Below are 26,677 nucleotides of genomic sequence, written 5' to 3'. Positions count from 1 at the left end.
GGCAGGGTCGCCTCGGGGCCGGCCTCCTGCCTCCCGCCCGCACCCGTGTCCGTTTCTCGGACAGGCCTAGCGCCAGCGGCCGATCTCGACGTTCTCCAGGACACCCAGGGCGTCCGGCACGAGGATCGCGGCCGAGTAGTAGGCCGTGACCAGATAGGAGATGATCGCCTGCTCGCTGATGCCCATGAAGCGCACCGAGAGGCTGGGCTCGATCTCGTCCGGGATGCCGGTCTGGTGGAGACCGATGACTCCCTGCTCCGCCTCGCCGGTTCGCAGGCAGAGGATCGAGGTCGTACGAGCATCACTGATCGGGATCTTGTTGCAGGGGAAGATCGGAACCCCGCGCCATGCCGGTACGTGGTTGCCCGCGACTTCCACGCTGTCCGGATACAGCCCGCGCTTGTTGCACTCACGGCCGAACGCGGCGATGGCCCGCGGGTGGGCGAGGAACATCTTCGAGCCACGTCGCCTGCTGAGCAGTTCGTCCATGTCGTCAGGGCTGGGGACGCCGTCGTGCGGCTGGATCCGCTGCTCGTACTCGCAGTTGTTGAGGAGGCCGAACTCCCGGTGGTTGATGAGCTCGTGCTCCTGGCGCTCACGCAGGGCCTCGACCGTCAGCCGCAACTGCTGCTCGGTCTGGTTCATCGGCTGGTTGTAGAGGTCGGCCACCCGGCTGTGGATGCGCAGCACGGTCTGGGCGACGCTCAGTTCGTACTCCCGCGGCGCCGATTCGTAGTCCACGAACGTGCCCGGCAGCACCGCCTCGCCGACATGGCCCGCCGAGAGGTCGATCGCGGCTTCGCCGTACTTGTTGGTCCGCTGGGCGGGGATGGACCGGAAGTGATCGAGATGGCGGGACAGCGACTCCACCCGGTCCGCCAGCGTCAGCACGTCCTGCCGGGACAGCACGAGGGCAGTGCCCGCAGTCGCCGCACGGGCCGTGTACTCCCAGATGGAGTCCGGGTCGGCCAGGCACTGATCGCCGAAGTACGCGCCGTCCGCGAGCACGCCCAGCACCGCGTCCTCTCCGTACGGACCGGGGCCCACCTTCTCGACCCGGCCGTGCGCGAGCAGGAACACCTCGTCGGACTGGCTGCCGAAGGAGGTCAGCGTCTCACCCTGTGCGAACTCCCGCTGCCGGCAGCGCTGGGCGAGCTCGGTGAGCACCTCCTGGTCCTCGTAGTCACGGAGGACCGGCAGTTCGCCGAGCTCCGCGGGGATCACCCGCACCTGATCCCCGGTCTTGATGAACGTGACGCGCCCGTCACCGACCGAGTAGCTCAGCCGGCGGTTCACCCGGTACGTGCCGCCCTGCACCTGCACCCACGGGAGCATCCGCAGCAGCCACCGCGAGGTGATCTCCTGCATCTGCGGCGCGGACTTGGTGGTGGTTGCCAAGTTCCGCGCGGCTGCGGTGCCCAGACTGCGCTGCGGCTGTGCCTGCCCCTCGCGGACTTCGGAACCTGCCTCGACCGACATGTATCTCCCTTTCGATCACGCTCTGACCTGCGATAGGAAGCCTTCCAGGACAGAGAGTCAGCGCGCCATTACACAAATGAGTGGGACTAGACGGGGCCGGGCGGGGCACCTTGACCGGACCGGCCGGAAGTACGCGGGAACCGCGTCATCCAGTCGGCCGTTGATCCCGCATGGCCCGCACGGCCCGCACGGCCCGCACGTACCGAACTCAGCAACGACCGTCAGGAGCACATGCGATGGCTGGATTCCTCGACCGCGCCAAGGAGCAGGCACAGCGAGGCCTCACCCAGGGCAAGCAGAAACTGGACGAAGTACAGGCGCAGCGCGCCGGGCACGACCTCCTCAGGAGACTGGGCGCGGCTTACTACGCGGAGCAGCGCGGCAACGGTGACCCGCGGGCCACTCTGCAGGCGCTGCAGGCCGTCGAGAACCACATCGCCACGCATGGGGACGGGTGCCTGCGCGGCTGACGCGCCGCCAGACAGCGCCAGGGCAGCGGGGGATGACCGGGTCGGCTTGTTCAGTGTCCGAACAGGATGTACCGGACGTCTGCATTCCGGGTACAAGCAGCGGTACGAGGCGGTCCGCGTTCGGCGGCCGTCGCGCCCCGCAAAGGAGACGGCCATGGCCCCACCCATGTCCGCCGGCAGATTCCTCGACGTACTCCGTGACGAAGGACTGACCGTCGTCCAGGTCGGTGAATGGCGTACCCACAACCGCAATCACAAGGGGCCCTGGGGCCCGGTGCACGGCGTGATGATCCATCACACGGTCACCAAAGGAACAGCGAACACCGTCCGTATCTGCCGGGACGGTTATGCCTCCCTGCCCGGGCCGCTGTGCCACGGGGTGATTGCCAAGGACGGCAGAGTCCATCTCGTCGGCTACGGACGCGCCAACCACGCGGGGCTGGGCGACGACGACGTACTGCGCGCCGTCATCGCCGAGAAGGCTCTCCCCCCGGACAACGAGGCCAACACCGACGGAAACCGCCACTTCTACGGCTTCGAGTGCGAGAACCTCGGCGACGGCAAGGACCCGTGGCCCACTGCCCAGCTCGAAGCGATCGAGAAGGCATCGGCAGCGATCTGCCGCCACCACGGCTGGACCGCGAGGTCGGTCATCGGCCATCTCGAATGGCAGCCGGGCAAGATCGACCCGCGCGGCTTCACGATGAATTCGATGCGCGCGCGCATCCACGAGCGCCTGAAGTGACGGCTGAAGTGACAACGACAGGGTGACGCCCCGGAAAGCGCCCGGCCTCGCCGCGCTGCGGCCGCGACTGCCCCGCGCCGCCACAGCCGGCCGAGGACGAGCGCTTCACCGCCCGGTTCGCCCCTGTTGCGCTCACGCCGCCAGGGCGGCGGCACAGGTCCGAACGGTTCGGGAGCTGGCCGGGAGCTGTGGAGCCCTGCCCTTCCGGTGGCGACAATGGACGGGTGAACGACCCCGCAGCTCTCGCCACCGCGCTTGCGCCCCGTCCGCCGTCCCCCCTGCAGGAGGTCCGGGACGAGCGCTTCGCCCGCCGGGGCGTGCGGCTGCTGCTCAAGCGGGACGACCTCATTCATTCGTCCCTGCCGCGGGACACCGATGCGCTCGGACCGGCCGAGCTGTTCCCTCTCGGCAACAAGTGGCGCAAGCTGGCACCGAATCTGCGGGCCGCCGCCGAGGCGGGCGCGCGCACCCTCCTGACGTTCGGCGGGGCCTATTCCAACCACCTGCGGGCAACCGCCGCCGCGGGCCGGCTGCTGGGCTTCGCGACGATCGGCGTCGTACGCGGCGACGAACTGGCGGACCGTCCGCCGAACCCGTCGCTGGCTCAGTGCGTGGCGAACGGCATGCGTATGCACTTCATCACCCGCACGGCCTACCGCCGCAAGGCGGAACCGGAGGTTCTGTCCCGCATCCTCCGTGCGGCCACCGCCGGGGAGGCCGGCGAACTTCACCTCATACCCGAGGGCGGGAGCAATGTGCCGGCCGTGCAGGGCTGCGCCGAGCTCGGCCGCGAACTGAGCGGGCTGGCGGAAGTCGTCGCCGTCGCCTGCGGTACCGGCGGCACGCTGGCCGGCCTGGCCGCGGGCCTGGCACCGGGCCAGCGGGCAATCGGCGTCCCTGTCCTGAAGGGCGGCTTCCTCGGCGCCGGGATACGTACGCTCCAGGACGCCGCATTCGGTGCCCCCACCGGCGACTGGTCCCTCGACGAACGCTTCCACTTCGGCGGCTACGCCCGCACGACACCCGAACTCGCAAGCTTTGCCGCGGACTTCGAGGCCCGGCACGGGCTCCGCGTCGAGCGTGTGTACGTCGCCAAGATGCTGTACGCGCTCACCACCCTCACCGAGGAGGGCGCCTTCCCCCGCGGTGCCACCGTTGCCGCGGTGATCACAGGTCAGCCGGAGCCGGGCGCTTCCCGGTAGGCCGACGCCTCCTCCAGGTCCAGCCGGCGCAGCAGCGTCCGCAGCATTTCGTCGTCGATCCGCCGCTGGTCCCGCAGGTCCACGAAGACCGCGCGCTCGGCGCCGATCATCTCCGCCGACAGCCGCCGGTAGGTGTCGTCGGCCGACTCCCCCGTCACCTCGTTGACCGGGCCGAGCCGTTCCCACACCGAGTTGCGCCGCCTCTCCAGCACCGTGCGCAGCCGGTCCGCGAGCGGCTGCGGCAGCGCGTTGCGTTCATCGGCCAGCAGCTCCTCCAGCCGCTGCTCCGAGGCCCGCGAGGCCTCGCTCTGCGCCTGCGCCTCGACCAGTGTCTCGGCGCGCTCGTCACGCCCGGACAGCTTCAGCAGCCGGATCAGAGACGGCAGCGTGAGTCCCTGCACGACCAGGGTGCCGATGACGGTCGTGAAGGTCAGGAAGAGGATCAGATTGCGCTGGGGGAACTCCTCGCCGTTCACGATCGTCGGGATCGAGAAAGCGATCGCCAGCGACACCACCCCACGCATCCCGGCCCAGCCGACGATGATGGGGGCGGTCCAGTCGACATCCGGTTCCCGCTGCCCGATCCGGTTGGAGAGGACTTGGGGCAGGAAGGCGGCCGGGAACACCCAGACGAACCGCGACACCACCACGGCCAGGAAAACGGCGACCGCGTACCAGGCCGCTTCCAGGCCCTCGTACGCGCCGAGCCCGTCCAGCACCACCGGCAGCTGGAGTCCGATCAGCGCGAACACGACCGACTCCAGGACGAAGGCGACCATTCTCCAGACCGCCGCCTCCTGCAGCCGGGTCGCGAAGTCGACCTGCCAGGCCCGGTGCCCGAGGTACAGGGCGACGACGACCACGGCGAGTACTCCGGAGGCATGCACTCGCTCTGCCGCCGCGTACGCGACAAAGGGGATCAGCAGCGAGAGGGTGTTCTGGAGCAGTGGCTCCTTCAGATGCGTACGCAGCCAGTGCAGCGGCACCATCAGCAGCAGCCCGACCGCTACCCCGCCGACCGCCGCGATCAGGAACTCCGAGATCGCGCCGCCCCAGCCTGCGCTCTCCCCGACCGCGGCGGCCACGGCGACCTTGAACGCGGTGATCGCGGTCGCGTCGTTCACCAGGGACTCACCCTGGAGGATCGTGGTGATGCGCGACGGCAGCCCGAGTTTGCGCGCGATCGCGGTGGCGGCCACGGCGTCGGGCGGGGCGATCACCGCGCCCAGCACCAGCGCCGCCGTGAGCGGCAGCCCAGGGATGATCAGGTGCGCCGCGTACCCGACGACCAGGGTCGCGAAGAGCACATAGCCGATCGACAGCAGGGCGACGGGCCGCATATTGGCCCGCAGGTCCAGGTACGAGCTGTCGACCGCGGCGGTGTAGAGCAGGGGCGGCAGCAACAGCGGCAGCACGATATGAGGCTCGAGCGCGTACTCCGGAACGCCCGGCACGTACGAGGCCAGCAGCCCGGCGGCGACCAGCAGCAGCGGTGCCGGCACCGGCGTCCTGCGGGCCGCTCCGGCGATGGCGGCGCTCCCCGCCACCAACGCCACCAGGTGCAATACGTCCATCGGCCGAGCCCCGTCCTTCTCCACAGGTCCGTCGTAACCTGGCCATCATGAGCGAGTGCATGCATGTTCCCGAACTGCCGCGCCCCGAACCGGTGCCGCTCGGCGACACCTGTCTCGAGTGCGCGAAGGCCGGTAGCCACCCCGTCCACCTGCGGCTCTGTCTGGTCTGCGGGCATGTGGGATGCTGCGACTCCTCGCCCATGCGGCATGCGAGCGGCCATTTCCGGGAGACCGGGCATCCCGTCATTCGGAGCTTCGAGCCGGGAGAGGAATGGCGCTGGTGTTTTGTGGACGGTTCGATCGTCTGACGCCTGGGTACGTCAACCCTCCGCCTGTTCTTCGCAATTGGGCCCGCAGACCCCTAGCCACTGTCCGTACCCGTAGACTTACCATGAGTGACAGCGGCAGGGCCCGGCGACAACGGGGCCCGCGACAGGACGGCTCGGATCGCGATAGCGTCACCGGCGAACATCGTGCTGTACCGGCCCGGGGGGCGACTCCTGGGCCCGGAAAAGAGCTTGTACCACCTTGGAGGTGAGGGTGTCCCAGATCGCAGGCGAGCCCGGGACCCAGGACTTCGTGGAAGTCCGGCTGCCCGCTGCGGGTGCCTACCTGTCGGTGCTGCGTACGGCCACGGCCGGCCTCGCGGCGCGTTTGGACTTCACCCTCGACGAGATCGAGGACTTGCGCATCGCCGTCGACGAGGCCTGCGCGATCCTGCTCCAGCAGGCCGTTCCCGGCTCCGTACTCAGCTGTGTCTTCCGTCTCGTCGACGACTCGCTCGAGGTGACGGTCTCGGCCCCGACGACGGACGGCCGCGCGCCGGAGCGTGACACCTTCGCCTGGACGGTGCTCTCCGCCCTGGCGGGCAAGGTCGACTCGACGGTCGCCGAAGACCGTACGGTCAGCATCAGCCTCTACAAACAGCGCGGCGCGGGACCCGGGCCGGCGTGAGGGACGGGGAAGGTCCGGTGCGGAACGACGAACGCATCCCACGGGTGCTACACGCCCCGGAGGGCATCCCGGAGCAGCAGGCCCGGCCGCACCCGGTAGACGGCTTTTCGGACTCGGCGGAGCAGGCAGAGCGGGCGGGCCCCATGAGCGAGCACCAGCATCACAACGAGCAGCAGCACGATCCGCGCGACCGCAGCGGAGCGCGTGCGATGTTCATCGAGCTGCGCAAGCTGCCCGACGGTTCGCCCGAGCGGGCCCAGCTGCGCAACCAGCTGGTGCGCATGCACCTTCCGCTCGTCGAGCACCTCGCGCGCCGGTTCCGCAACCGTGGTGAGCCGCTGGACGACCTCACCCAGGTCGCCACGATCGGCCTGATCAAGTCGGTGGACCGCTTCGATCCGGAGCGGGGCGTCGAGTTCTCGACGTACGCCACCCCGACCGTCGTCGGTGAGATCAAGCGGCACTTCCGCGACAAGGGCTGGGCGGTGCGGGTGCCGCGCCGGCTCCAGGAGCTGCGGCTCGCCCTGACGACGGCCACGGCGGAGCTCTCCCAGCAGCACGGCCGGTCCCCGACGGTCCACGAGCTGGCCGAGCGCCTGGGTATCTCCGAGGAAGAGGTCCTGGAGGGCCTGGAGTCCGCGAACGCGTACAGCACGCTCTCGCTGGACGTGCCGGACACGGACGACGAGTCGCCGGCGGTGGCGGACACACTGGGCGCCGAGGACGAGGCGCTGGAGGGCGTCGAGTACCGCGAGTCGCTGAAGCCTCTCCTGGAGGATCTCCCGCCACGGGAGAAGCGGATCCTGTTGCTCCGGTTCTTCGGCAACATGACCCAGTCACAGATCGCTCAGGAGGTCGGCATCTCCCAGATGCACGTCTCGCGCCTCCTGGCCCGCACTCTCGCGCAGCTGCGCGAGAAGCTGCTGGTCGAGGAGTAGCCGAGCAGCGGACCGGACCTACGCGCCCCGGGGGTCCCGGGGGCCGATGCCCAGTGCCCGCGTGGCCGTCGGGTTCACGAGCAGCGCCAGCACGGCCGCCGCGACCACGCCGAGGGCGATCCCGGCGGCGGTCATCACGCCGCCGGTCTGGACCAGCGTCCAGACGACCGGGACCGCGATCAGCTGCATGATCAGCGCCGGACCGCGGCTCCAGCGCCGGCACAGTCGCAGCCCTCGCGCGGCGGCCAGCGGGATCACGGCGAGGGCGATCAGCGTCAGGCCGCCCGTCTCGGCCTGCTGCGCCGAGTCGGGATCGCCGAGCAGTCCCATGACCAGGAGGTACACCCCCACGGCTGCGAGGGCGATGCCCTCGAGCGCGGTGAGCGCGGCCGCGGCGGTCAGCCGGGCGGGCGGGGTACCGCCAGGACGGAGCCCGGGGGACGGTCCGGTGGGGGCGGGGGTCTGCTCAGTACTCACCCCAGAAGCGTAGCCGCGGCACGCGGCCCGAGAGGGGTCCGGTCCCTGGACCGGGCTGGGCCAGGTACCCGACGGTAGGTAGTCTGACGCGCATGCGTGCACTCCTCGTGGTCAATCCGGCGGCAACCACCACCAGCGCGCGCACGCGTGACGTACTCATCCACGCCCTGGCCAGCGAGATGAAGCTGGAGGTCGTGACCACCGAGTACCGGGGCCATGCCCGCGATCTGGGCCGGCGGGCGGCGGAAAGCGCGGACACCGAGCTGGTCGTCGCTCTCGGTGGCGACGGGACGGTCAACGAGGTCGTGAACGGGCTGCTGCACGACGGCCCGGATCCGGAACGGCTCCCCGGGCTCGCGGTCGTCCCGGGCGGTTCTACCAATGTCTTCGCTCGCGCACTGGGGCTGCCCAACGACGCGGTGGAGGCGACCGGCGCGCTCCTGGACGCGCTGCGTGAGCGTCGCGAGCAGACGGTAGGACTGGGCCTGGCCGCCGGCACGCCGGGCACGGAGGACGAATCGGTCCCGGCGCGCTGGTTCACCTTCTGCGCGGGCTTCGGATTCGACGCGGGCGTGGTCGGCCGGGTCGAACAGCAGCGGGAGCGCGGGAAGAGATCCACGCACGCCCTGTACGTGCGCCAGGTGGTACGCCAGTTCCTCGAGGACCCCCACCGGCGACACGGCGCGATCACGCTGGAGCGGCCCGGTTCGGACCCGGTGGCCGACCTCGTGCTGTCCATAATCTGCAACACCTCCCCCTGGACCTACCTGGGCAATCGCCCGGTGTACGCGTCCCCGGAGGCCTCCTTCGACACTGCCCTGGACGTGCTCGCGCTGAGCAGACTGTCCACCCCCGCGGGGGCGCGTTACGCCACCCAGCTGCTCACTTCGAGCCCCGAGCGCGGCCCGCACGGCAAGCACGCCCTCTCTCTGCACGATCAGACGGACTTCACCTTGAATTCCAAGGTGCCGCTTCCGTTCCAGATGGATGGTGACCACCTCGGACTGCGTACGAGCGTGACGTTCACAGGCGTTCGCCGTGCACTGCGTGTGATTGTGTGAGTAGAAGGGCCAGACGGCCTTTCACTCGAACGTTTAGGCTGGCATCCACCCCATAGAAGTACGGCTGTGACCTAGCCGACACCGAGGAATCAAAAAAAACTTTCCGCAAGGGGTTGTATCCGCCGCCGAGGTTTGCGAATCTCTACATGGCGCTCGGGACGGCCCGCAACATCGGCCCCACAGAGCGCCAGAACCCCACCTCAAAACCCAGGACCACGCCAGGCGACTGGTCAGTCGGCCCTTCCGTTGCGGGGGGATTCGTGAAAGCGTTCACATTCACAAGCAATCTGCATGTAATACCAAGGAGAGGTAGCAGCCATGGACTGGCGTCACAACGCCGTTTGTCGTGAGGAAGACCCCGAGCTGTTCTTCCCCATCGGCAACACCGGTCCTGCGCTGCTGCAGATCGAGGAAGCCAAGGCCGTCTGCCGCCGCTGCCCCGTCATGGAGCAGTGCCTGCAGTGGGCGCTCGAGTCCGGCCAGGACTCCGGCGTCTGGGGTGGCCTCAGCGAGGACGAGCGCCGCGCAATGAAGCGCCGCGCCGCTCGCAACCGGGCGCGCAACGCCAGCGCCTGACACCCCGCTACGAGCCTGAGCCCGGCGGCGCGTACAGCGAGTACGCACCACCCGCCCCGAGCCGCAGCGCGCAGTACCCCGAAGCGCTCAGAAACGTGACAATGTGCCCCGGACCACACCATGGTCCGGGGCTCATTGCTGTGCCGGCCGGCGCCGGCTCACTTCTCGGCCTGGACGGGGACGTCGAGGACGACCCGGGTTCCGCGGTCCGGCGCCGGAACCATGTCGAACGAGCCGCCGAGTTCACCCTCCACCAACGTGCGCACGATCTGCAGCCCCAGATTGCCGGTGCGCTGCGGGTCGAAGGCCTCGGGCAGTCCGCAGCCGTCGTCCTGGACCGTGATCAACAGCCGCGCGTCGTCGCGTGAGCCGCCCCGCACCGCGGACACCTCGACCGTGCCCCTCTCCCCCGGCGCGAACGCGTGCTCGAGGGCGTTCTGGAGTACCTCGGTGAGCACCATGGACAGCGGAGTCGCGACTTCGGCGTCCAGGATTCCGAAGCGGCCCGTCCGGCGGCAGCTGACCATGCCGGGTGAGATCTCGGAGACCATCGCCAGCACCCGGTCGGCGATCTCGTCGAACTCGACGCGCTCGTCCAGGTTCTGCGAGAGCGTCTCGTGGACGATCGCGATGGAACCGACGCGGCGGACCGCCTCGTTGAGCGCCTCCCGGCCCTGTTCGGAGTCCATCCGGCGGGCCTGCAGACGCAACAGGGCCGCAACCGTCTGAAGATTGTTCTTCACCCGGTGGTGGATCTCGCGGATGGTGGCGTCCTTGGTGATCAACTCACGCTCACGACGGCGCAGTTCGGTGACGTCCCGGCAGAGTACGAGTGAGCCGATCCGGGTGCCTTTGGGCTTGAGCGGGATCGCACGCAACTGGATCACCCCGCCGTTGCCCTCGACCTCGGTCTCCCTGGGGGCCCAGCCGCTCGCCAGCTTCACCATGGCTTCGTCCACCGGGCCGCGGGACGGGGCGAGTTCCGCGGTGGCCCGGCCGAGGTGCTGGCCCACGAGGTCGGAGGCGAGGCCGAGCCGGTGGTAGGCGGAGAGGGCATTGGGGCTGGCGTACTGGACGAGCCCGTCGGCGTCGAGACGGATGAGGCCGTCGCCGACGCGTGGCGAGGCGTCCATGTCGACCTGGTCGCCGGGGAAGGGAAAGGACCCGGCGGCGATCATCTGGGCCAGGTCGGACGCGCTCTGCAGGTAGGTCAGTTCGAGCCGGCTGGGGGTGCGTACCGTCAGCAGGTTCGTGTTGCGTGCGATGACGCCGAGGACCCGGCCCTCCCGGCGCACGGGGATGGACTCGACCCGCACGGGGACCTCCTCGCGCCACTCCGGGTCGCCCTCGCGGACGATCCGGCCCTCGTCGAGAGCGGCGTCGAGGAGCGGGCGACGGCCGCGGGGAACCAGATGGCCGACCATGTCGTCCTGGTAGGAGGTGGGGCCGGTGTTCGGCCGCATCTGCGCCACGGAGACATAGCGGGTCCCGTCCATGGTGGGGACCCACAGGACGAGGTCGGCGAAGGACAGGTCGGAGAGCAGTTGCCACTCCGAGACCAGCAGGTGGAGCCACTCGAGGTCGGTGTCACTCAGAGCGGTGTGCTGGCGGACGAGGTCGTTCATGGAGGGCACGTCTGCGAGCGTACCCGCGGATCGAACCGGCCGGGCCTGCGGTACGTGCCTCGGAGAAGCGGGGGTAGATTGAGCCGTCACACGCATGGACACCGAAGAATGGTCTAGTCCACAATGAACAGGTAAAGCCTCCGCCCTCCCCGCACAGGAGGGCGGACCGAGGTAACCGGCGCTCTCTGCCCTGACTGCGCGGGTCCTCCATACGGCCGCGGGAACGCACACCCGCCGGCCGGTCAACTCCGGGCTGCGGTGCCGGACGGGCTGAGGGTCCCGTCCCGGCGCCGCGGCCCGCGGGTGTTTCCGGGGCCGTTCCGCGGGCGCCGAAGGAGCCGCCCTAGCGCGTCTCGGTGACCTTGGCCAGCGCCCGGGGTGCGTCCGGGTCCTGGCCGCGGGCGATCGTCACCTCGTACGCGAGCCTCTGGAGCGGCAGGATCTCCAGGACCGGCTGCACCTCTTCCGCGACGCCCTCCGTGGGCAGGGCAAAGCCCGCCGACGCCGCTTCGACCTGAGCCCGGGGACCGACCACCACCAGGTCGGCGCCGCGGCCGCGCAGCCGGTCCAGAACGGGCTGGAGGGCCTCGCCGCCCTTGCCGTCCGGCACGACGGCGATGACCGGGGAGATGTTGTCGACCATCGCGAGCGGACCGTGCAGGAGGTCCGCGCCGGAGTAGGCCAGGGCCGGGATGTAGCTCGTCTCCATGAGCTTCAGCGCGGCCTCCTTCGCGGTCGGATAGCCGTAGCCGCGCGAGGTGATGACCATGCGCTCGGCGAACCGGTACCGCGCGGCCAGCGCCCGCACTTCCGCCTGGCGGCCGAGGATCTGTTCGGCGAGCCCGGGCAGCACCTCGGCAGCCGAACCGTCACCGCCCCGCAGGCCCTCGACGAACAGGTAGAGCGCGAGCAGGGAAGCCGTGTACGTCTTCGTCGCCGGCAGCGCCTTCTCGGGGCCCGCCAGGATGTCGATGTGGTGCTCGGAGACCCCGGCGAGCGGCGAGTCCGCGTTGTTCGTGACCGCGAGGGTGATCGCACCGGCCTCCCGCGCCGCCTTGGTGGATGCGACCAGGTCCGGCGAGCCCCCGGACTGGCTGACCGTGATCACCAGTACGTCGGCCAGCTGAGGCTTCGCGCCGTACGCCGTCGTGGTGGACATGGAGGTCAGACCGCAGGGCAGGCCGAGTCGCACCTCCAGGAGGTACTTCGCGTAGAGAGCCGCGTTGTCGGACGTGCCGCGGGCGGTGAGCAGCACGAAACGCGGACGCTTCGCCGTGATGCGCTCGGCGGCCTCACGGATCCTGGGTGCTCCCTGCTCGAGGATGCGGCGCAGTACCGCGGGCTGCTCGGCCATCTCGCCGGCCATGATCCTGCCCGGCTGCTCGCTGGCAGACATGCTGGGGCCTCCAAGTAGCTGACGGTGCACACGTTCCGGGAGGGAGCGGTCCCAGTCGACCATCTCCGCACACGCCACGCCACCTCTGCTAGATTGGTCTATACCACATGAGACCACTCTCCAGATCGGCAGGCCCAGCGTGGAAGTTGTCATCGTCCCGGACGCAAAGGCAGGCGGCCAACTCATCGCGGAGGCCATCGGTGCCCTGCTGAGCCGCAAGCCCGACGCTCTGCTCGGCGTGGCCACCGGCTCGACCCCGCTGCCCGTCTACCAGGCCCTGACCGCCGGGGTCCGGTCCGGCACCGTGGACGCCTCGCACGCCCGCATCTGCCAGCTCGACGAGTACGTCGGCCTGCCCGCCGGGCACCCGGAGTCGTACCGCTCGGTCGTCCTGCGCGAGGTCGTCGAACCGCTCGGGCTGGCCGAAGGCTCCTTCATCGGCCCCGATGGCACCGCCGATGACGTCCAGGCCGCCTGCGAGGCGTACGACCGCGCGCTGGCCGAGGCCGGCGGCGTGGACCTCCAGCTGCTCGGCATCGGCACCGACGGGCACATCGGCTTCAACGAGCCGTGCTCCTCGCTCGCCTCCCGTACCCGGATCAAGACCCTCACCCAGCAGACCCGTGAAGACAACGCCCGGTTCTTCGACAGCCCCGACGAGGTGCCGCACCACGTCATCACGCAGGGCATCGGGACCATCCTGGAGGCCCGTCATCTGGTGCTGCTCGCCACCGGCGAGGGCAAGGCCGATGCCGTCGCCCAGTCCGTCGAAGGACCTGTCTCCGCCCTGGTGCCGGCCTCCGCGCTGCAGTTGCACCCGCACGCGACGGTCGTGGTCGACGAGGCCGCGGCGGCAAAGCTGAAGCTCGCGGACTACTTCCGCGCCACCTACGCCGCGAAGCCCGCCTGGCAGGGGCTGTAACAGCCGGTACGAAGCCGGTGCGCAGCCGGTACACCGAAGGCCGAGGTGCCCGATGGGCGCCCCGGCCTTCGGCGTTCGGCGTCACGCTCCGGCGATGACCTCCGCCGCGGCCCGTCCGCAGACGCGCGCGGCGCCATGGGTCGCGATGTGCAGGACGCCTCTGGGAGCCGCCTGCGGCACGCCCATCTCCACCACGACCGTGTCGGGGCGGGCGTCGAGCAGGGCGTCCAGCGCGCCCGCCATCCACGCGTGGCGGTGGACGTCACGTACGACGGCGACGATCCGGCGGTCTCCCGCGTCCTGCAGCACGGTCTCCGGCGACAGCGGGGCGGCGTACGTGCCGGTCTCGGTGCCCGGGAGCAGGCGCGCCAGCTCGGCGGCCACGCCCCAGGGGGTCTCGTCACCGACGGCGATGTTGGCGACCGGGGTGAGGGCCGCGACGTACGGGGCGGCCGTGAGCGGCTCGAAGCCGGCCCCGGGCGATCCGGGTGTGACGCGCAGGGCGCGCCGGGCGGCCGTCAGACCGATGCCGGTGCCGGTGCCGGGCGCGGTCCCCTCCTGTGAAGCCGCGCCCGGCCCCGAAGCCCCCCTGGTCCGCCGCGTCCACTCAGCGAGCCCGCGGACCCGGGCTGCCGCATCGGCCAGCCGTTCCTCGGGCAGGTTCCCCTCGCGTACCGCACGGACCAGCGCGTCGCGCAGGCGCAGTACGGTCTCCTCGCCGGCGAGGCCGCCGCCCACACAGATGGCGTCGGCGCCCGCGGCGATCGCGAGGACACTGCCGCGCTCGATGCCGTACGTGGCGGAGATGGCCTGCATCTCCATGCCGTCCGTGACGATCAGTCCCTGATAGCCCAGTTCTTCACGCAGCAGACCGGTGAGTATCTGCGGGCTGAGGGTCGCCGGGCGGGTGGGGTCGAGCGCGGGAAGCAGGATATGCGCACTCATCACCGCTTTCGAGCCCCCGGCGATGGCGGCGCGGAAAGGTACCAGCTCACGGGCGTGCAGTGTGTCCAGATCCACATCGATTCGGGGCAGCGCGTGGTGCGAATCGACGGCCGTGTCGCCGTGGCCGGGGAAGTGCTTGGTGCAGGCCGCGACACCGGCGGACTGGAGGCCCTCGACGTACGCGGCGGTGTGCCGGGCGACGAGCTCGGGGCCGGCGCCGAAGGACCGTACACCGATGACCGGATTGTCCGAGTTTGAGTTGACGTCGGCGGAAGGTGCCCAGTTGAGGTTGACGCCGCAATCGGCGAGGCGCCGGCCCAGCTCGCGGGCGACCTCGCGGGTCAGACCGATGTCGTCGACCGCGCCCAGCGCGAGATTGCCGGGAAACGACGAGCCGTTTCGGACCTCCAGGCGGGTGACGTCGCCGCCCTCCTCGTCGATCGCCACGAGTACGTCGTCCCGCTCGGCCCGCAACTGCGCCGTGAGTGCCGCGAGTTGCTCGGGAGAGGCGATGTTGCGGCCGAACAGACCGACGGAGGAAAGGCCTTCACCGACCCGGCGCAGCAGCCAGTCGGGGGCGGTGGTGCCGAGGAATCCGGGCTGAAGGACGGTGAGGGCGTCACGGGTGAGCCCATCCTGGGAGGACTCGGCCGTGCCGTACGCGAGGGTCGTCATGGGGAGGCGTTATCCCTTCACTGCGCCGGCGGTCATCCCGCCGACGGCCCGTCGCTGGAGGAAGAGGAAGACGATGAGCACGGGGACGGCGAAGAGCGAGGAGGCCGCCATCGTGGCGCCCCAGTCGCTGCCGAAGGCCGTCTGGAACTGGGTCAGCCACAGCGTCAGGGTCTGGGCTTCCCTGTCCTTGTTCAGGATGAGGACCATGGCGAACTCGTTCCAGGCCGTGATGAAGCCGAAGAGCGAGGTGGACATCAGACCGGGCGCGAGCAGCGGGAAGATCACCTTGAAGAACGCCTGACCGCGGTTGCAGCCGTCGATCAGAGCGGCCTCCTCCAGCTCCACCGGGACGGCGGCGATGAAGCCGCGCAGGGTCCAGATGGTGAAGGGCAGCACCATGACGAAGTAGATGGCGGTGAGCAGCGGGATGCTGTTCAGCATGTCTCCGTCGCGGGCGATCAGGTACATCACGATGACCATGACTTCCCAGGGGGCCATCTGAGCCATCATCACGGCGAGCACGAGGCCCTTGCGGCCCTTGAACTTCATCCGGGCGATGGCGAAGCTCGCGGCCAGGGCCACGACAAGGGCGAGCAGCACCGCGCCCACGGTGACGATGAAGCTGTTCTGGACGTATGTCCAGAACAGTTCGACGTTCGTCGCCTTCGTGTAGTTGTCGAACGTCGGCGTGAAGAAGAAGACCGGGTCCTTGCTGAGGATCTCGCTCTGCGGCTTCAGCGAGGACGAGAACATCCAGTAGACCGGGAAGACGAAGACGGCGGCGAGCACGAGCGCGGCGGCGTTCTTGCCGATCGCGCCGAACCGGATGGGCCGCTTGGTGCGGCGGGCGCCGGGGGACACGCGGACGCCAGAGGACACGTTGCTCACTGCTCCTCCTCCTGCTTCAGGATCAGGCGGAAGTAGAAGGACATCAGGACGACCAGGATGAGGATGGTCAGCACCGAGATCGCCGCGGCGAGACCGTAGTGGCCCTGGCCCTGGCCCTCGATGTAGGCGAAGACGGGCAGGATCTCGGAGGCGCGGTCCGGACCGCCCTGGTTCATCGCGTACACCTGGGTGAAGGCCTTGAAGACCCAGATGATCTCGAGGAAAGTGGTGATCAGGAAGAACGGCTTCAGGCTGGGGAAGACCACGGACCAGAAGATCCGCCAGCCGCCCGCGCCGTCCATCCGGGCCGCCTCGTACAACTCGCTGCCGATGGTTGTCAGACCCGCGTACATGTTGAGCGCGACGAAGGGGATCGAGCCCCAGACCACCAGCACGGTGACGATGGTCAGGGTCGAGAGGCCCGTCTCGAACCAGTTGTGCTGGTCGTATCCCGCGAAGCCGAGCACGCGCATCAGCCAGTTGGCGACGCCGAACTGCTCGTCGAAGAGCCAGCGGAAGACGGTGACGGAGGCGACGATCGGCATGGCCCAGGCCATCACCAGCGCCACGGAGAGCACCAGCCGCATCTTCTTGCCGAGGCGGTTGAGGAGGACGCCGATGAGGGTGCCGACCGCCATGATCAGGACCACGTTCGCGGCGGTGAACGCGAAGCTCCGGACGACCACCGTCCAGAAGTCGGGATCGCCCAGCAGCTCGGTGTAGTTGCTGAAGCCGGTCCACACCGTCTCGCGTGTGATCAGCTCCTTCCGGTTGACCTGCTGGAAGGAGAGGATCACGTTGCGGACGAGCGGGTACAGCAGGAGCAGCGCGCCGCAGACGACCGCGGGGGCCACCAGCAGGTACGGCAACAGCCCGGCGGGCAGGGCGCGTCTGCCGCGAGGAGGCTGAAGGACTTTCTTGGAACCGGAAGGGGGCGGCGGAGACTTCGACTCCGTTGCCGCCTTCCCGGGCGCATCCTCCGGAGCGGAGGTCGCCACTCCCTGGGAGTGCACGGTCATGGTTTTCTTCCTCGCGGTTCTGGGGCTCCCGCGCCCACCGGGCCGGCGGCACCGACAACGGCCGCCGTCACTGCAGAATCCGGTGGTCGTGGCCGGCGCGATGAGCGCCGGCCACGACCACCGGTCACGACTACTGCTGGTTGATGCGCTCGGTGATGACCTTGTCGGCCGCCTCGCCCGCCTTCTTGGCGTCCTCGCCCTTGAGCACCTTGGTCATGTACTCCTTGATCGGGTTGGGCGCGGTCTCCACATTCGCCCAGCCCGGGGTGACCGGGGTGATGTTGCCCGCGGCCGCGGCCTTGGCCATGGCCTCGGCGAACGAGCCGGCCTCCGGCTTGAACTGCGCCGCGTCGTTGTTCGGCAGCAGCGCCCCGGTGACGGCCGCGCTGTACTTGGTCATCTGGTCCTTGCCGGCGGCCAGCGCCAGCCACTCCTTGGCGAGGTCCTTGTTCTTGGACCGCTCGGAGATGGCGAGGTTCGAGCCGCCGAAGAACACGCTGCCCGGCTTGTCCGCGGTCTTGCCCGGGATCGGGAAGTAACCGAAGTCCGCCGTCTTGCCGGCCTTCTTCATCGCGTCGATGGCGCCGCCGGCCTCCCAGCCGAGACCGATCCACGAGGCGACGCCGCCCTTGGGGACGATGTCGGTGGACTGCTGCGGGGTGGCCTCGTCCTTGTCCTTCGGAGCGGTCGAGAAGGACTGCAGCTTCTTGTAGAACTCCATCGCGGAGGCGGCCTCGGGGGTGGAAAGGGTGCCCTTCCACTTGTCGCCGTCCTTGACGGCGAAGTCGCCGCCCTCGTCCCAGATGAATCCGGCGAGCACGTACCAGCTCTGGCCGGGCAGGTAGATCGGCTGGGACTTGCTGTCCGCGGCCTTCAGCTTCTCCAGGCCGGCGATCCACTCGTCGCGGGTCTTCGGCGGGGTGACCTTCGCCTTCGCGTACGCCGCCTTGTCGTAGACGACGACACGGTTGGCCGCGTACCAGGGAGCGGAGTAGAGCTTGCCGTCGTACTCGGCCGACGCGAGCATGCCCTTGTTCCAGCCGTCGCCGCCCAGTTCGGCCTTGTCGGCGGAGAGGTCGGCGAGGCCGCCGGTAGCCGCGTATCCCGCGGTCTGGGTGTTACCGAGCTCGAGCACGTCCGGCGGGGTGTCCTCGGAGAGGGCGGTGGTGACCTTCTCCTGGATACCGTTCCACTGCTGGGTCTCGACCTTGACCTTGACGCCCTTGTGCTTGGCCTCGAAGTCCTTGTTGACCGCCTCGAGCCACGGGGCCGGAGCCGAGCCGTCCATCACCCAGACGGTCAGGGTCTTGTTGCCGTTCGCGTCCGTGGTGCCCTTGCTGTCGCTGTCGCTGCCACAGGCCACTACGCCGACCATCATGCCCGCGACGCCTACCGCCGCGATGAGCTTGCGCTTCACGCCACCCTCCTCAGGGATGCCTGCAATCCACTGCCCGCCGCGGTGACATAACGCCAAGTACTGCCGTGGGGCTGGGACCTGGTCTTTAATGGTTTAGACCAGTACCCGGAGCTTGGCCTAGACCTTTAGGGGTGTCAAGGGTGTATAAGAAGGGCAGTCGCGTCCGTTATCGGACCGACACCTGAGGGAGGGCGACGTCCTCGGACCGGCCCGTGTCACGATGTGAGCCGCTACGTACGGAGGAGCCGGTGACGGCAACAGGACAGGAGTCGGGAAGGCGGGGCATGGCCACCGACGGGGGAAGCACGGATCCCGAGAGCAGTACGGCGGGGCCAGCCACCCGCACCGCACGCGTGCCCAAGTACTACCGCCTCAAGCGGCATTTGCTGGACATGACGGAGACAATGCCGCCCGGCACACCCGTGCCGCCGGAGCGGACGCTCGCCGCCGAGTTCGACACCTCGCGCACCACAGTGCGGCAGGCACTGCAGGAGCTGGTCGTCGAAGGCCGGCTGGAGCGAATTCAGGGCAAGGGCACCTTCGTCGCCAAGCCCAAGGTCTCCCAGGCTCTCCAACTCACCTCCTACACGGAGGACATGCGGGCCCAGGGCCTCGAACCCACCTCACAGCTCCTGGACATCGGCTATGTGACGGCGGATGACACGCTCGCGGGACTGCTCGACATCACCACGGGCGGGCGCGTACTGCGGATCGAGCGGCTGCGGCTCGCGAGCGGTGAGCCGATGGCCATCGAGACCACTCATCTGTCGGCCAAGCGCTTCCCGGCGCTACGCCGCTCGCTGGTCAAGTACACGTCCCTCTACACGGCTCTGGCCGAGGTGTACGACGTCCACCTCGCCGAGGCCGAGGAGACGATCGAAACCTCGCTGGCCACCCCACGCGAGGCCGGCCTGCTCGGCACCGATGTCGGCCTGCCGATGCTGATGCTCTCGCGGCACTCGCTGGACGCGAACGGCGAGCCGGTGGAGTGGGTGCGCTCGGTCTACCGCGGTGACCGGTACAAGTTCGTGGCGCGGCTGCAGCGGCCGACCGGCTGATCGTTTCGCCGCCGAGGCCTCCACGCGCGTCCCAACGCCTCCGGGCACATGCAGAGGCATTCGTACTGTTCACGGCCCCGCCGGGCACACCCGGCGGGGCCGTTCCGCTGCCCGGCCGGCCGTCCGGTACAACATCGTTCCCGTACCGATATACGGACGGGGGTGACGCCTGCGAGAGGGTCCCCTAGATTTCCTGCGCATTAAGCAGGTGATCAGCGAGGGGACGGAACACCATGCCAGAGTCGGCATCACCCACAACCGCTCAACGCGGACTTACCCCGAAGTCGATCGCTGTCTGGTCACTCGTCGCCCTCGTGGGCGCGATCGGCTGGGCCGTGCTCGCGCTCTCCCGCGGCGAGGACGTCTCCGCCGCCTGGATGCTCGCGGCCGCGCTGGGCTCGTACGCGATCGCGTACCGCTTCTATTCCCGCTTCATCGCCAACCGCGTACTGAAGGTCGACAAAACGCGGGCCACCCCCGCGGAACGTCTTGACAACGGTGTCGACTTCCATCCCACCGACCGTCGTGTGCTCTTCGGGCATCACTTCGCGGCGGTCGCGGGCGCGGGTCCGCTGGTCGGCCCCGTCCTCGCCGCGCAGATGGGCTACCTGCCCGGCACGATCTGGATCGTCGCGGGCGTCATCTTCGCCGGCGCGGTCCAGGACATGGTGACGCTCTTCTTCTCGACGCGCCGCAACGGCCGCTCTCTCGGCCAGATGGCCCGCGACGAGATAGGGCCCTTCGGGGGCGCGGCCGCGCTGGTCGCCGTCTTCGCCATCATGATCATCCTGCTCGCCGTGCTGGCGCTGGTCATCGTCAACGCCCTGGCCGACTCGCCGTGGGGCGTGTTCTCCATCGGCATGACCATCCCGATCGCCCTCTTCATGGGCGTCTATCTGCGCATACTGCGGCCGGGCAAGGTCACCGAGGTCTCCGTCGTCGGCGTGGCGCTGCTGCTGCTTGCCATCGTCGCGGGCGGCTGGGTCGCCGATTCGTCGCTCGCCGACTTCTTCACGCTGGAGAAGGGCACGCTCGTCATCTGGATGATCGTGTACGGCTTCCTGGCCTCCGTACTGCCCGTCTGGATACTGCTCGCGCCGCGCGACTACCTCTCCACCTTCATGAAGGTCGGCACCATCGTGCTGCTCGCGCTGGGCGTCGTGATCGCCCTGCCGACCCTGAAGATGGACGCCGTCACCGAGTTCGCGAGCCGCGGGGACGGACCGGTCTTCGCCGGCTCGATGTTCCCCTTCGTCTTCATCACCATCGCGTGCGGTGCGCTCTCCGGCTTCCACTCCCTGGTCTCCTCGGGCACCACGCCGAAGATGGTCCAGAAGGAGACCCAGATCCGGATGATCGGCTACGGGGCCATGCTGACCGAGTCGTTCGTCGCCATCATGGCGATGATCACGGCCTGCATCATCGACCCCGGCCTGTACTTCGCCATCAACTCCCCCGCGGGCGTCGTCGGCACGACCGTCGAGTCCGCCTCCCAGGCGGTGGCGAACCTCGGATTCACCATTTCTCCCGAGCAGCTGGCGAAGGCGGCCGCCGACGTCGACGAAGCCAGCCTGCTGTCGCGGACCGGTGGTGCGCCGACCTTCGCGCTCGGTATGTCGGAGATCTTCTCCGCCGTGATCGGCGGCACCGCGCTGAAGGCCTTCTGGTACCACTTCGCGATCATGTTCGAGGCGCTGTTCATCCTCACCACCGTGGACGCGGGGACGCGCGTCGGGCGCTTCATGCTCCAGGACATGCTGGGCAACGTCTACAAGCCGTTCCGCCAGGTCAGCTGGAAGCCGGGCGTCTGGTTCGCCAGCGCGGTCGTCGTCGGCGGCTGGGGCTACTTCCTGTGGGTCGGCGTACACGACCCGCTGGGCGGAATCAACCAGCTCTTCCCGCTATTCGGTATCGCCAACCAGCTGCTCGCCGCCGTGGCGCTCGCCGTGTGCACCACGCTCCTGGTCAAGTCCGGGCGGCTGAAGTGGGCGTGGGTCACTGCTGTCCCGCTCGCCTGGGACGTCGCGGTCACGCTCACGGCGAGCTGGCAGAAGATCTTCTCGGACGACACCAAGCTCGGCTTCTTCGCACAGCGCGAGAAGTACCAGGCGGGCATCGACGCCGACAAGGTGCTGCCGCCCGCCAAGTCGATGGACGACATGCACACCATCGTCACCAATGCCACGGTCGACGGCGTGCTGTCGGCGCTCTTCGCGGTCCTCATCATCGTGGTCATCGCCGACGCAGCGCGGGTCTGCTTCCGGGCCATCAGCAATCCGGAGGGCGTCCGGCTCGCCGAGGTCCCGTACACCGAGTCCAAGCTGCTCGCGCCGGCGAGCATGCTGGCCACCAAGGAGGAGAAGGCCGAGTTCGCCGCGGCCGGACTGGGCCCGGACGGCGGTGTCCGCAAGGACACCGTCCCGGCAGGGACCGGCCCGGCATGATCCGGCGGGCCTCCGCGACGAGGGTCCGGCGGGTGGTGGACCGGGTCCGCTGGTTCGTGCGCGAGCTGTCGGGCGAGGCGGTGTACGACAAGTACGTCGCCCACGCCCGGGCCTGCAACCCGGACGCCGAGGTGATGACGCGGCGCGAGTTCGAGCGCAGCCGCACGGACGCGCGGGAGGCCGATCCACGGGACGGGTTCCGCTGCTGCTGAGCCTCCGGAACGGCCCGACGGGCCGTCGCAGCCCCTCCTGGGGGCATGCGGCGGCCCGTTGCCGTATCCCCGGACCCCGGCCGGCGTATCCCTGCTGCCCGGGACCCTGCTGCCGGACCCCTGCTGTCCAACCCCTGCGGCACACTTCGAACATGGACATCGCGATCAGGCGGGCCACGCCCGAGGAGTACGAGCAGCTGGGTGAGATCACCGCCCAGGCGTATCTGGGGGACGGACTGCTGGACTCCGGGAAGGACGACGACTACATCCACCTCCTGCGGGACGTGGCCCGGCGCGCGGCCGCCGCGGAGGTGCTCGTCGCGGTGCAGGACGGGGAGCCGCTGGGCAGTGTGACGTTCGCGCCGCCCGGCAGCGCGTGGGCCGACATCGCGCGGGACGGCGAGGCGGAGTTCCGGATGCTGGCGGTCGCCCGGGAGGGGCGGGGGCGCGGCGCGGGGGAGGCTCTTGTGCGGGCGTGCATCGAGCGGGCGCGGGCCCTGGACGGCGTCGAGCGGCTCGTGCTGTCCACCCAGCCCAGCATGCGCGGAGCCCACCGGATCTACGAACGGACGGGCTTCACGCGCACTCCGGAGCGGGACTGGAAGCCGATACCGGGCATCTCGCTCCTTACCTACGAGTTGGAGCTGTAGCGACCTACGACCGACCCACGACACAACATGTGGGGGGTGCCGCAACGCCCGCCCCCCACATGTATGCTCATGCTCGCTGTCGCCGCAGGGGAATCCGGTGAAAATCCGGAACTGTCCCGCAACGGTGCATTGGTGCGCTTTCACGCACCCAGGAGTCCGAACACCTGCCGACGGCGCGTCCGGTTCGACCGATCCGGACGCCGATACGTCCGGGCCTCGCGGATAGGCCGGTGGACGCTGCGTGGCGTGCTGCCCTGTGCCGGTTGCACACGCCCGAAGCGCCCCCGCTTCCCTGTGGCCCCGAGCCGAGCGAGGGAGAGCACCCCCGTGACCATCGCGCCAGCCGGTCCTGCTTCAGCACAGGTTGCCGACGGACCGGGGACCGCACTGCTGCGGACCCTGACCGACCTCACCGCCGACCTGCCGGACGCCGACCCCGGCAGGGTCGCCGCGGCCGCGCTCCGCGGCCGCAACGCGAGGTCGGACGAGGCCGAGCTGCGGGGCCTGGCCACCGAGGCGGCCGCGGGTCTCATCTCCGAGGACCCGGCCTACTCGCGGCTCGCCGCGCGGCTGCTGACCCTCGCGATCGCGGACGAGGCGGCGGGCCAGGGGGCGGTGTCGTTCTCCGCTTCCGTCTCGGTGGGCCACCGGGAGGGCCTGATCGCCGACCGTACGGCCGAGTTCGTCCTTACGCACGCGGAGCGGCTGGACACGCTGGTCGACATGTCGGTCGCCGACGGGGCGAACGACCGCTTCGGCTACTTCGGTCTCCGGACGCTGCACAGCCGCTACCTGCTGCGCCACCCGATCACCCGTCAGGTGATCGAGACGCCCCAGCACTTCATGCTGCGGGTGGCCTCGGGCCTGGCCGAGGACGCCGGCCCGCGCGCGGTCGACGAGGTCGCCGCTCTCTACCGGCTGATGAGCCGCCTGGACTACCTCCCCTCCTCCCCCACCCTCTTCAACTCGGGCACCCGCCACCCGCAGATGTCCTCCTGCTATCTGCTGGACTCGCCGCTGGACGAGCTCGACTCGATCTACGACCGCTATCACCAGGTCGCGCGGCTCTCGAAGCACGCGGGCGGCATCGGACTGTCGTACTCCCGTATCCGCTCCCGCGGTTCGCTGATCTGCGGCACGAACGGCCACTCCAACGGCATCGTCCCGTTCCTGCGCACGCTCGACTCGTCGGTCGCGGCGGTCAACCAGGGCGGCCGGCGCAAGGGCGCGGCCTGCGTCTACCTGGAGACGTGGCACGCGGACATCGAGGAGTTTCTGGAGCTGCGCGACAACACCGGCGAGGAAGCCCGCCGTACGCACAACCTCAACCTCGCGCACTGGATCCCGGACGAGTTCATGCGCCGCGTCGAGGCCGACGCCGACTGGTCGCTGTTCTCGCCGGCCGATGTGCCCGCACTGGTCGACCTGTGGGGCGACGAGTTCGACCGCGCCTACCGCAAGGCGGAAGACGACGGCCTGGCCCGCACCACCGTCCCGGCCCGCCAGCTGTACGGCCGGATGATGCGTACCCTCGCCCAGACCGGCAACGGGTGGATGACCTTCAAGGACGCCTCGAACCGCACGGCCAACCAGACCGCCGAGCCCGGCAAGGTCGTCCACTCCTCGAACCTCTGCACCGAGATCCTGGAGGTGACGGACGACGGCGAGACCGCGGTCTGCAACCTGGGCTCGGTCAACCTCGGCGCGTTCGTCCTCGGTGACGTCCGCGACGGGGAGGATGCGATCGACTGGGAGCGGCTGGACGAGACCGTCCGTACCGCCGTGACCTTCCTCGACCGGGTCGTCGACATCAACTTCTACCCGACCGAGCAGGCCGGCCGCTCCAACGCCAAGTGGCGCCCGGTGGGCCTGGGGGCGATGGGCCTGCAGGACGTCTTCTTCAAGCTGCGCCTGCCGTTCGACTCCGCGGAGGCGCAGACGCTCTCCACGAAGATCGCCGAGCGCATCATGCTCGCCGCGTACGAGGCGTCCTGCGACCTCGCCGAGCGCAACGGCCCGCTCCCGGCCTGGTCCCAGACCCGATCCGCCCGCGGTGTGCTGCACCCCGACCACTATGGCGTCGAGGTCAGCTGGCCGGAGCGCTGGGCCGCGCTGCGCACTCGTATCGCTTCCACGGGCATGCGCAACTCCCTCCTGCTCGCCATCGCGCCGACCGCGACCATCGCGTCGATCGCCGGCGTGTACGAGTGCATCGAGCCGCAGGTCTCCAACCTCTTCAAGCGCGAGACGCTCAGCGGCGAGTTCCTCCAGGTGAACGCCTACCTGGTGAACGACCTGAAGAAGCACGGCATCTGGGACGCCCGGACCCGCGAGGCGCTGCGCGACTCCAACGGCTCGATCGAGGGTCTGAACTGGATCCCCCAGGAGATCCGAGCCCTCTACCGGACCGCGTGGGAGCTGCCGCAGCGCGCGCTGATCGACATGGCCGCGGCCCGTACCCCCTATCTCGACCAGAGCCAGTCGCTCAACCTCTTCATGGCCTCGCCCACCATCGGCAAGCTCAGCTCGATGTACGCGTACGCCTGGAAGAGGGGCCTGAAGACGACGTACTACCTGCGCTCCCGCCCGGCGACCCGCATCGCCCGAGCGGCCGGCGCGGCGGCGACCGGCGCGGCCACCGTCCCCGTCCAGCAGGTCGCCTCGCCCGATGCCGAGGCCATCGCCTGCTCCCTGGAGAACCCCGAGTCCTGCGAGGCATGCCAGTAATGAGCTCCACCCCCGCCAAGGCCGAGAAGAACCTTCTCGACCCGGGCTTCGAACTGACCCTGCGCCCCATGCGCTACCCCGACTTCTACGAGCGCTACCGGGACGCGATCAAGAACACCTGGACGGTGGAGGAGGTCGATCTCCACTCCGACGTGGCCGATCTCGCCAAGCTCTCCCCGGCCGAGCAGCACATGATCGGCCGCCTGGTCGCCTTCTTCGCGACGGGCGACTCGATCGTCTCCAACAACCTGGTGCTCACGCTCTACAAGCACATCAACTCGCCCGAGGCGCGGCTGTATCTCTCCCGCCAGCTCTTCGAGGAGGCCGTGCACGTCCAGTTCTATCTGACGCTGCTGGACACCTACCTCCCGGATCCGGACGACCGGGCGGCCGCCTTCGACGCGGTGGAGGAGATCCCGTCGATCCGGGAGAAGGCCCAGTTCTGCTTCAAGTGGATGGACTCCGTAGAGAAGATCGAGCGTCTGGAGACGAAGGCCGACCGCCGGCGTTTCCTGCTGAACCTGATCTGCTTCGCGGCGTGCATCGAGGGCCTGTTCTTCTACGGTGCCTTCGCGTACGTGTACTGGTTCCGCTCCCGCGGCCTGCTCCACGGCCTCGCGACGGGGACGAACTGGGTCTTCCGCGACGAGACGATGCACATGAACTTCGCGTTCGAGGTCGTGGACACCGTCCGCAAGGAGGAGCCCGAGCTCTTCGACGACGCCCTTCAGCAGCAGGTCACCGACATGCTGAAGGAGGCCGTCGAGGCGGAGCTCCAGTTCGGCCGCGACCTGTGCGGTGACGGCCTGCCCGGCATGAACACGGAGTCCATGCGCGAGTACCTGCAGTGCGTGGCGGACCAGCGCCTGACCCGGCTGGGCTTCGCGCCGGTATACGGCTCGGAGAACCCGTTCTCCTTCATGGAGCTTCAGGGCGTGCAGGAGCTGACGAACTTCTTCGAGCGGCGCCCGTCGGCGTACCAGGTCGCGGTCGAGGGCACGGTCGGCTTCGACGACGACTTCTGAGCCTGCCGGGTGTGAGCCTGTTGGCTTTGAGCCTGTTGGGTCCGCGGGCGGGCGGACCGGGCGGCGGCTGCCTTCAGCTGCCGGTCGATCCGCCGGTCGTGGAGGTACCCGATGAGCGAGGGAGCGGCCAGCAGTGCGACGACGGCGAGGACGAGGAGGGAGTTCAGCAACGTGTTCATGGCTCCACTGTCGTCTTCC

At 69.3% G+C, this 26,677-nt stretch carries 24 protein-coding genes and 1 riboswitch; of the genes, 15 read left to right on the top strand and 9 right to left on the bottom strand.

The genetic code is table 11. From position 1 onward, the window contains the following. Positions 1-66: 66 nt before the first annotated feature. Complete coding sequence (locus tag AB0M62_RS12985; protein ID WP_366074215.1) at positions 67-1,479, bottom strand: family 2B encapsulin nanocompartment shell protein; 1,413 nt, start codon at positions 1,477-1,479, stop codon at positions 67-69. Positions 1,480-1,715: 236 nt separating this feature from the next. Between AB0M62_RS12985 and AB0M62_RS12980 the strand changes: the two genes are divergently transcribed. From AB0M62_RS12980 to AB0M62_RS12970, 3 genes are all read left to right on the top strand, one after another. Then, positions 1,716-1,949, top strand: coding sequence for a hypothetical protein (locus tag AB0M62_RS12980; RefSeq protein ID WP_366074214.1), 234 nt, complete (start codon positions 1,716-1,718; stop codon positions 1,947-1,949). Between the two features lie 154 nt (positions 1,950-2,103). Further along, entirely contained in the window at positions 2,104-2,694 is a 591-nt protein-coding gene (locus AB0M62_RS12975; RefSeq protein WP_366074213.1) for an N-acetylmuramoyl-L-alanine amidase, read from the top strand. A 224-nt stretch (positions 2,695-2,918) separates the two neighbouring features. Then, positions 2,919-3,896: a pyridoxal-phosphate dependent enzyme gene (locus tag AB0M62_RS12970; RefSeq protein WP_366074212.1), complete on the top strand. Its 978-nt coding sequence runs from the start codon at positions 2,919-2,921 to the stop codon at positions 3,894-3,896. Here AB0M62_RS12970 and AB0M62_RS12965 read toward each other — a convergent pair. Next, positions 3,869-5,470 (bottom strand): Na+/H+ antiporter, encoded by a 1,602-nt coding sequence (locus tag AB0M62_RS12965; RefSeq protein WP_366074211.1) that lies wholly within the window; start codon positions 5,468-5,470, stop codon positions 3,869-3,871. The two genes, AB0M62_RS12970 and AB0M62_RS12965, sit on opposite strands and share 28 nt — an antisense overlap. Before the next feature lie 47 nt (positions 5,471-5,517). Between AB0M62_RS12965 and AB0M62_RS12960 the strand changes: the two genes are divergently transcribed. The 3 genes from AB0M62_RS12960 (at position 5,518) to AB0M62_RS12950 (ending at position 7,362) form a co-directional block, all read left to right on the top strand. Continuing rightward, on the top strand, positions 5,518-5,778 hold the full coding sequence (locus AB0M62_RS12960) for a UBP-type zinc finger domain-containing protein (RefSeq protein WP_366074210.1): 261 nt from the start codon (positions 5,518-5,520) through the stop codon (positions 5,776-5,778). Positions 5,779-6,010: 232 nt separating this feature from the next. Further along, positions 6,011-6,424, top strand: a complete 414-nt coding sequence (locus AB0M62_RS12955; RefSeq protein WP_307661212.1) for an anti-sigma regulatory factor — start codon at positions 6,011-6,013, stop codon at positions 6,422-6,424. After that, positions 6,421-7,362 carry an RNA polymerase sigma factor SigF gene (locus AB0M62_RS12950; protein ID WP_366074208.1) on the top strand — a complete coding sequence of 314 codons (942 nt, stop codon included), beginning with the start codon at positions 6,421-6,423 and terminating at the stop codon, positions 7,360-7,362. Before AB0M62_RS12955 ends, AB0M62_RS12950 begins: the two co-directional genes overlap by 4 nt. A gap of 18 nt (positions 7,363-7,380) precedes the next feature. Here the strand turns inward: AB0M62_RS12950 and AB0M62_RS12945 are convergent, their stop codons facing one another. Beyond that, positions 7,381-7,839, bottom strand: a complete 459-nt coding sequence (locus AB0M62_RS12945) for a hypothetical protein (RefSeq protein WP_366074207.1) — start codon at positions 7,837-7,839, stop codon at positions 7,381-7,383. 92 nt (positions 7,840-7,931) lie between these two features. Here AB0M62_RS12945 and AB0M62_RS12940 point away from each other — a divergent pair, with 92 nt between their 5' ends. Then, positions 7,932-8,900: a diacylglycerol kinase family protein gene (locus tag AB0M62_RS12940; protein ID WP_366074206.1), complete on the top strand. Its 969-nt coding sequence runs from the start codon at positions 7,932-7,934 to the stop codon at positions 8,898-8,900. 318 nt (positions 8,901-9,218) lie between these two features. Next, positions 9,219-9,476: a WhiB family transcriptional regulator gene (locus AB0M62_RS12935; protein ID WP_003953983.1), complete on the top strand. Its 258-nt coding sequence runs from the start codon at positions 9,219-9,221 to the stop codon at positions 9,474-9,476. Positions 9,477-9,634: 158 nt separating this feature from the next. Here the strand turns inward: AB0M62_RS12935 and AB0M62_RS12930 are convergent, their stop codons facing one another. After that, positions 9,635-11,101, bottom strand: a complete 1,467-nt coding sequence (locus AB0M62_RS12930; RefSeq protein ID WP_366074238.1) for a PAS domain-containing sensor histidine kinase — start codon at positions 11,099-11,101, stop codon at positions 9,635-9,637. A 343-nt stretch (positions 11,102-11,444) separates the two neighbouring features. Beyond that, positions 11,445-12,497, bottom strand: a complete 1,053-nt coding sequence (locus AB0M62_RS12925; protein WP_366074205.1) for an SIS domain-containing protein — start codon at positions 12,495-12,497, stop codon at positions 11,445-11,447. Positions 12,498-12,636: 139 nt separating this feature from the next. On the opposite strand from AB0M62_RS12925, the gene nagB reads away from it, so the two are divergent. Then, a complete protein-coding gene (gene nagB, locus AB0M62_RS12920; protein ID WP_366074204.1) occupies positions 12,637-13,419 on the top strand; it encodes a glucosamine-6-phosphate deaminase in 783 nt (260 codons plus the stop codon). Between the two features lie 81 nt (positions 13,420-13,500). Here the strand turns inward: nagB and AB0M62_RS12915 are convergent, their stop codons facing one another. From AB0M62_RS12915 to AB0M62_RS12900, 4 genes are all read right to left on the bottom strand, one after another. Next, complete coding sequence (locus tag AB0M62_RS12915; protein ID WP_366074203.1) at positions 13,501-15,039, bottom strand: glycoside hydrolase family 3 protein; 1,539 nt, start codon at positions 15,037-15,039, stop codon at positions 13,501-13,503. Between the two features lie 9 nt (positions 15,040-15,048). Continuing rightward, positions 15,049-15,867, bottom strand: a complete 819-nt coding sequence (locus AB0M62_RS12910; protein WP_366074237.1) for a carbohydrate ABC transporter permease — start codon at positions 15,865-15,867, stop codon at positions 15,049-15,051. A gap of 56 nt (positions 15,868-15,923) precedes the next feature. Further along, a complete protein-coding gene (locus AB0M62_RS12905; protein ID WP_366074202.1) occupies positions 15,924-16,946 on the bottom strand; it encodes a sugar ABC transporter permease in 1,023 nt (340 codons plus the stop codon). 130 nt (positions 16,947-17,076) lie between these two features. Then, positions 17,077-18,363 carry an extracellular solute-binding protein gene (locus AB0M62_RS12900; RefSeq protein ID WP_366074200.1) on the bottom strand — a complete coding sequence of 429 codons (1,287 nt, stop codon included), beginning with the start codon at positions 18,361-18,363 and terminating at the stop codon, positions 17,077-17,079. A 284-nt stretch (positions 18,364-18,647) separates the two neighbouring features. Between AB0M62_RS12900 and AB0M62_RS12895 the strand changes: the two genes are divergently transcribed. From AB0M62_RS12895 to AB0M62_RS12870, 6 genes are all read left to right on the top strand, one after another. Beyond that, positions 18,648-19,421, top strand: a complete 774-nt coding sequence (locus AB0M62_RS12895; RefSeq protein ID WP_366074199.1) for a GntR family transcriptional regulator — start codon at positions 18,648-18,650, stop codon at positions 19,419-19,421. A 233-nt stretch (positions 19,422-19,654) separates the two neighbouring features. Then, positions 19,655-21,865: a carbon starvation CstA family protein gene (locus tag AB0M62_RS12890; protein ID WP_366074198.1), complete on the top strand. Its 2,211-nt coding sequence runs from the start codon at positions 19,655-19,657 to the stop codon at positions 21,863-21,865. Next, a complete protein-coding gene (locus AB0M62_RS12885) occupies positions 21,862-22,077 on the top strand; it encodes a YbdD/YjiX family protein (protein WP_366074197.1) in 216 nt (71 codons plus the stop codon). The genes AB0M62_RS12890 and AB0M62_RS12885 overlap by 4 nt, the downstream gene beginning before the upstream one ends. A gap of 152 nt (positions 22,078-22,229) precedes the next feature. Beyond that, positions 22,230-22,727: a GNAT family N-acetyltransferase gene (locus AB0M62_RS12880; RefSeq protein WP_366074196.1), complete on the top strand. Its 498-nt coding sequence runs from the start codon at positions 22,230-22,232 to the stop codon at positions 22,725-22,727. Between the two features lie 56 nt (positions 22,728-22,783). Beyond that, positions 22,784-22,914, top strand: a riboswitch (cobalamin riboswitch). Between the two features lie 140 nt (positions 22,915-23,054). After that, positions 23,055-25,454, top strand: a complete 2,400-nt coding sequence (locus tag AB0M62_RS12875; RefSeq protein ID WP_366074195.1) for a ribonucleoside-diphosphate reductase subunit alpha — start codon at positions 23,055-23,057, stop codon at positions 25,452-25,454. Continuing rightward, positions 25,454-26,479, top strand: a complete 1,026-nt coding sequence (locus AB0M62_RS12870) for a ribonucleotide-diphosphate reductase subunit beta (protein ID WP_366074194.1) — start codon at positions 25,454-25,456, stop codon at positions 26,477-26,479. The genes AB0M62_RS12875 and AB0M62_RS12870 overlap by 1 nt, the downstream gene beginning before the upstream one ends. The last annotated feature ends 198 nt before the right edge of the window (positions 26,480-26,677 follow it).

It is taken from the genome of Streptomyces sp. NPDC051219, from assembly GCF_040682335.1.
GTDB lineage: Bacteria > Actinomycetota > Actinomycetes > Streptomycetales > Streptomycetaceae > Streptomyces.
Note: the sequence above shows the minus strand (reverse complement) of the source record. Positions and strands in the feature narration are given on the sequence as shown.

Excerpts from the sequence above, each read along its gene's own strand:
- AB0M62_RS12985 (WP_366074215.1), bottom strand. The coding sequence starts at position 1,479 with ATGTCGGTCGAGGCAGGTTCCGAAGTCCGCGAGGGGCAGGCACAGCCG.
- AB0M62_RS12980 (WP_366074214.1), top strand. The coding sequence starts at position 1,716 with ATGGCTGGATTCCTCGACCGCGCCAAGGAGCAGGCACAGCGAGGCCTC.
- AB0M62_RS12975 (WP_366074213.1), top strand. The coding sequence starts at position 2,104 with ATGGCCCCACCCATGTCCGCCGGCAGATTCCTCGACGTACTCCGTGAC.
- AB0M62_RS12965 (WP_366074211.1), bottom strand. The coding sequence starts at position 5,470 with ATGGACGTATTGCACCTGGTGGCGTTGGTGGCGGGGAGCGCCGCCATC.
- AB0M62_RS12960 (WP_366074210.1), top strand. The coding sequence starts at position 5,518 with ATGAGCGAGTGCATGCATGTTCCCGAACTGCCGCGCCCCGAACCGGTG.
- AB0M62_RS12940 (WP_366074206.1), top strand. The coding sequence starts at position 7,932 with ATGCGTGCACTCCTCGTGGTCAATCCGGCGGCAACCACCACCAGCGCG.
- AB0M62_RS12935 (WP_003953983.1), top strand. The coding sequence starts at position 9,219 with ATGGACTGGCGTCACAACGCCGTTTGTCGTGAGGAAGACCCCGAGCTG.
- AB0M62_RS12930 (WP_366074238.1), bottom strand. The coding sequence starts at position 11,101 with ATGAACGACCTCGTCCGCCAGCACACCGCTCTGAGTGACACCGACCTC.
- AB0M62_RS12925 (WP_366074205.1), bottom strand. The coding sequence starts at position 12,497 with ATGTCTGCCAGCGAGCAGCCGGGCAGGATCATGGCCGGCGAGATGGCC.
- AB0M62_RS12915 (WP_366074203.1), bottom strand. The coding sequence starts at position 15,039 with ATGACGACCCTCGCGTACGGCACGGCCGAGTCCTCCCAGGATGGGCTC.
- AB0M62_RS12905 (WP_366074202.1), bottom strand. The coding sequence starts at position 16,946 with ATGACCGTGCACTCCCAGGGAGTGGCGACCTCCGCTCCGGAGGATGCG.
- AB0M62_RS12895 (WP_366074199.1), top strand. The coding sequence starts at position 18,648 with ATGGCCACCGACGGGGGAAGCACGGATCCCGAGAGCAGTACGGCGGGG.
- AB0M62_RS12890 (WP_366074198.1), top strand. The coding sequence starts at position 19,655 with ATGCCAGAGTCGGCATCACCCACAACCGCTCAACGCGGACTTACCCCG.
- AB0M62_RS12885 (WP_366074197.1), top strand. The coding sequence starts at position 21,862 with ATGATCCGGCGGGCCTCCGCGACGAGGGTCCGGCGGGTGGTGGACCGG.
- AB0M62_RS12880 (WP_366074196.1), top strand. The coding sequence starts at position 22,230 with ATGGACATCGCGATCAGGCGGGCCACGCCCGAGGAGTACGAGCAGCTG.
- AB0M62_RS12870 (WP_366074194.1), top strand. The coding sequence starts at position 25,454 with ATGAGCTCCACCCCCGCCAAGGCCGAGAAGAACCTTCTCGACCCGGGC.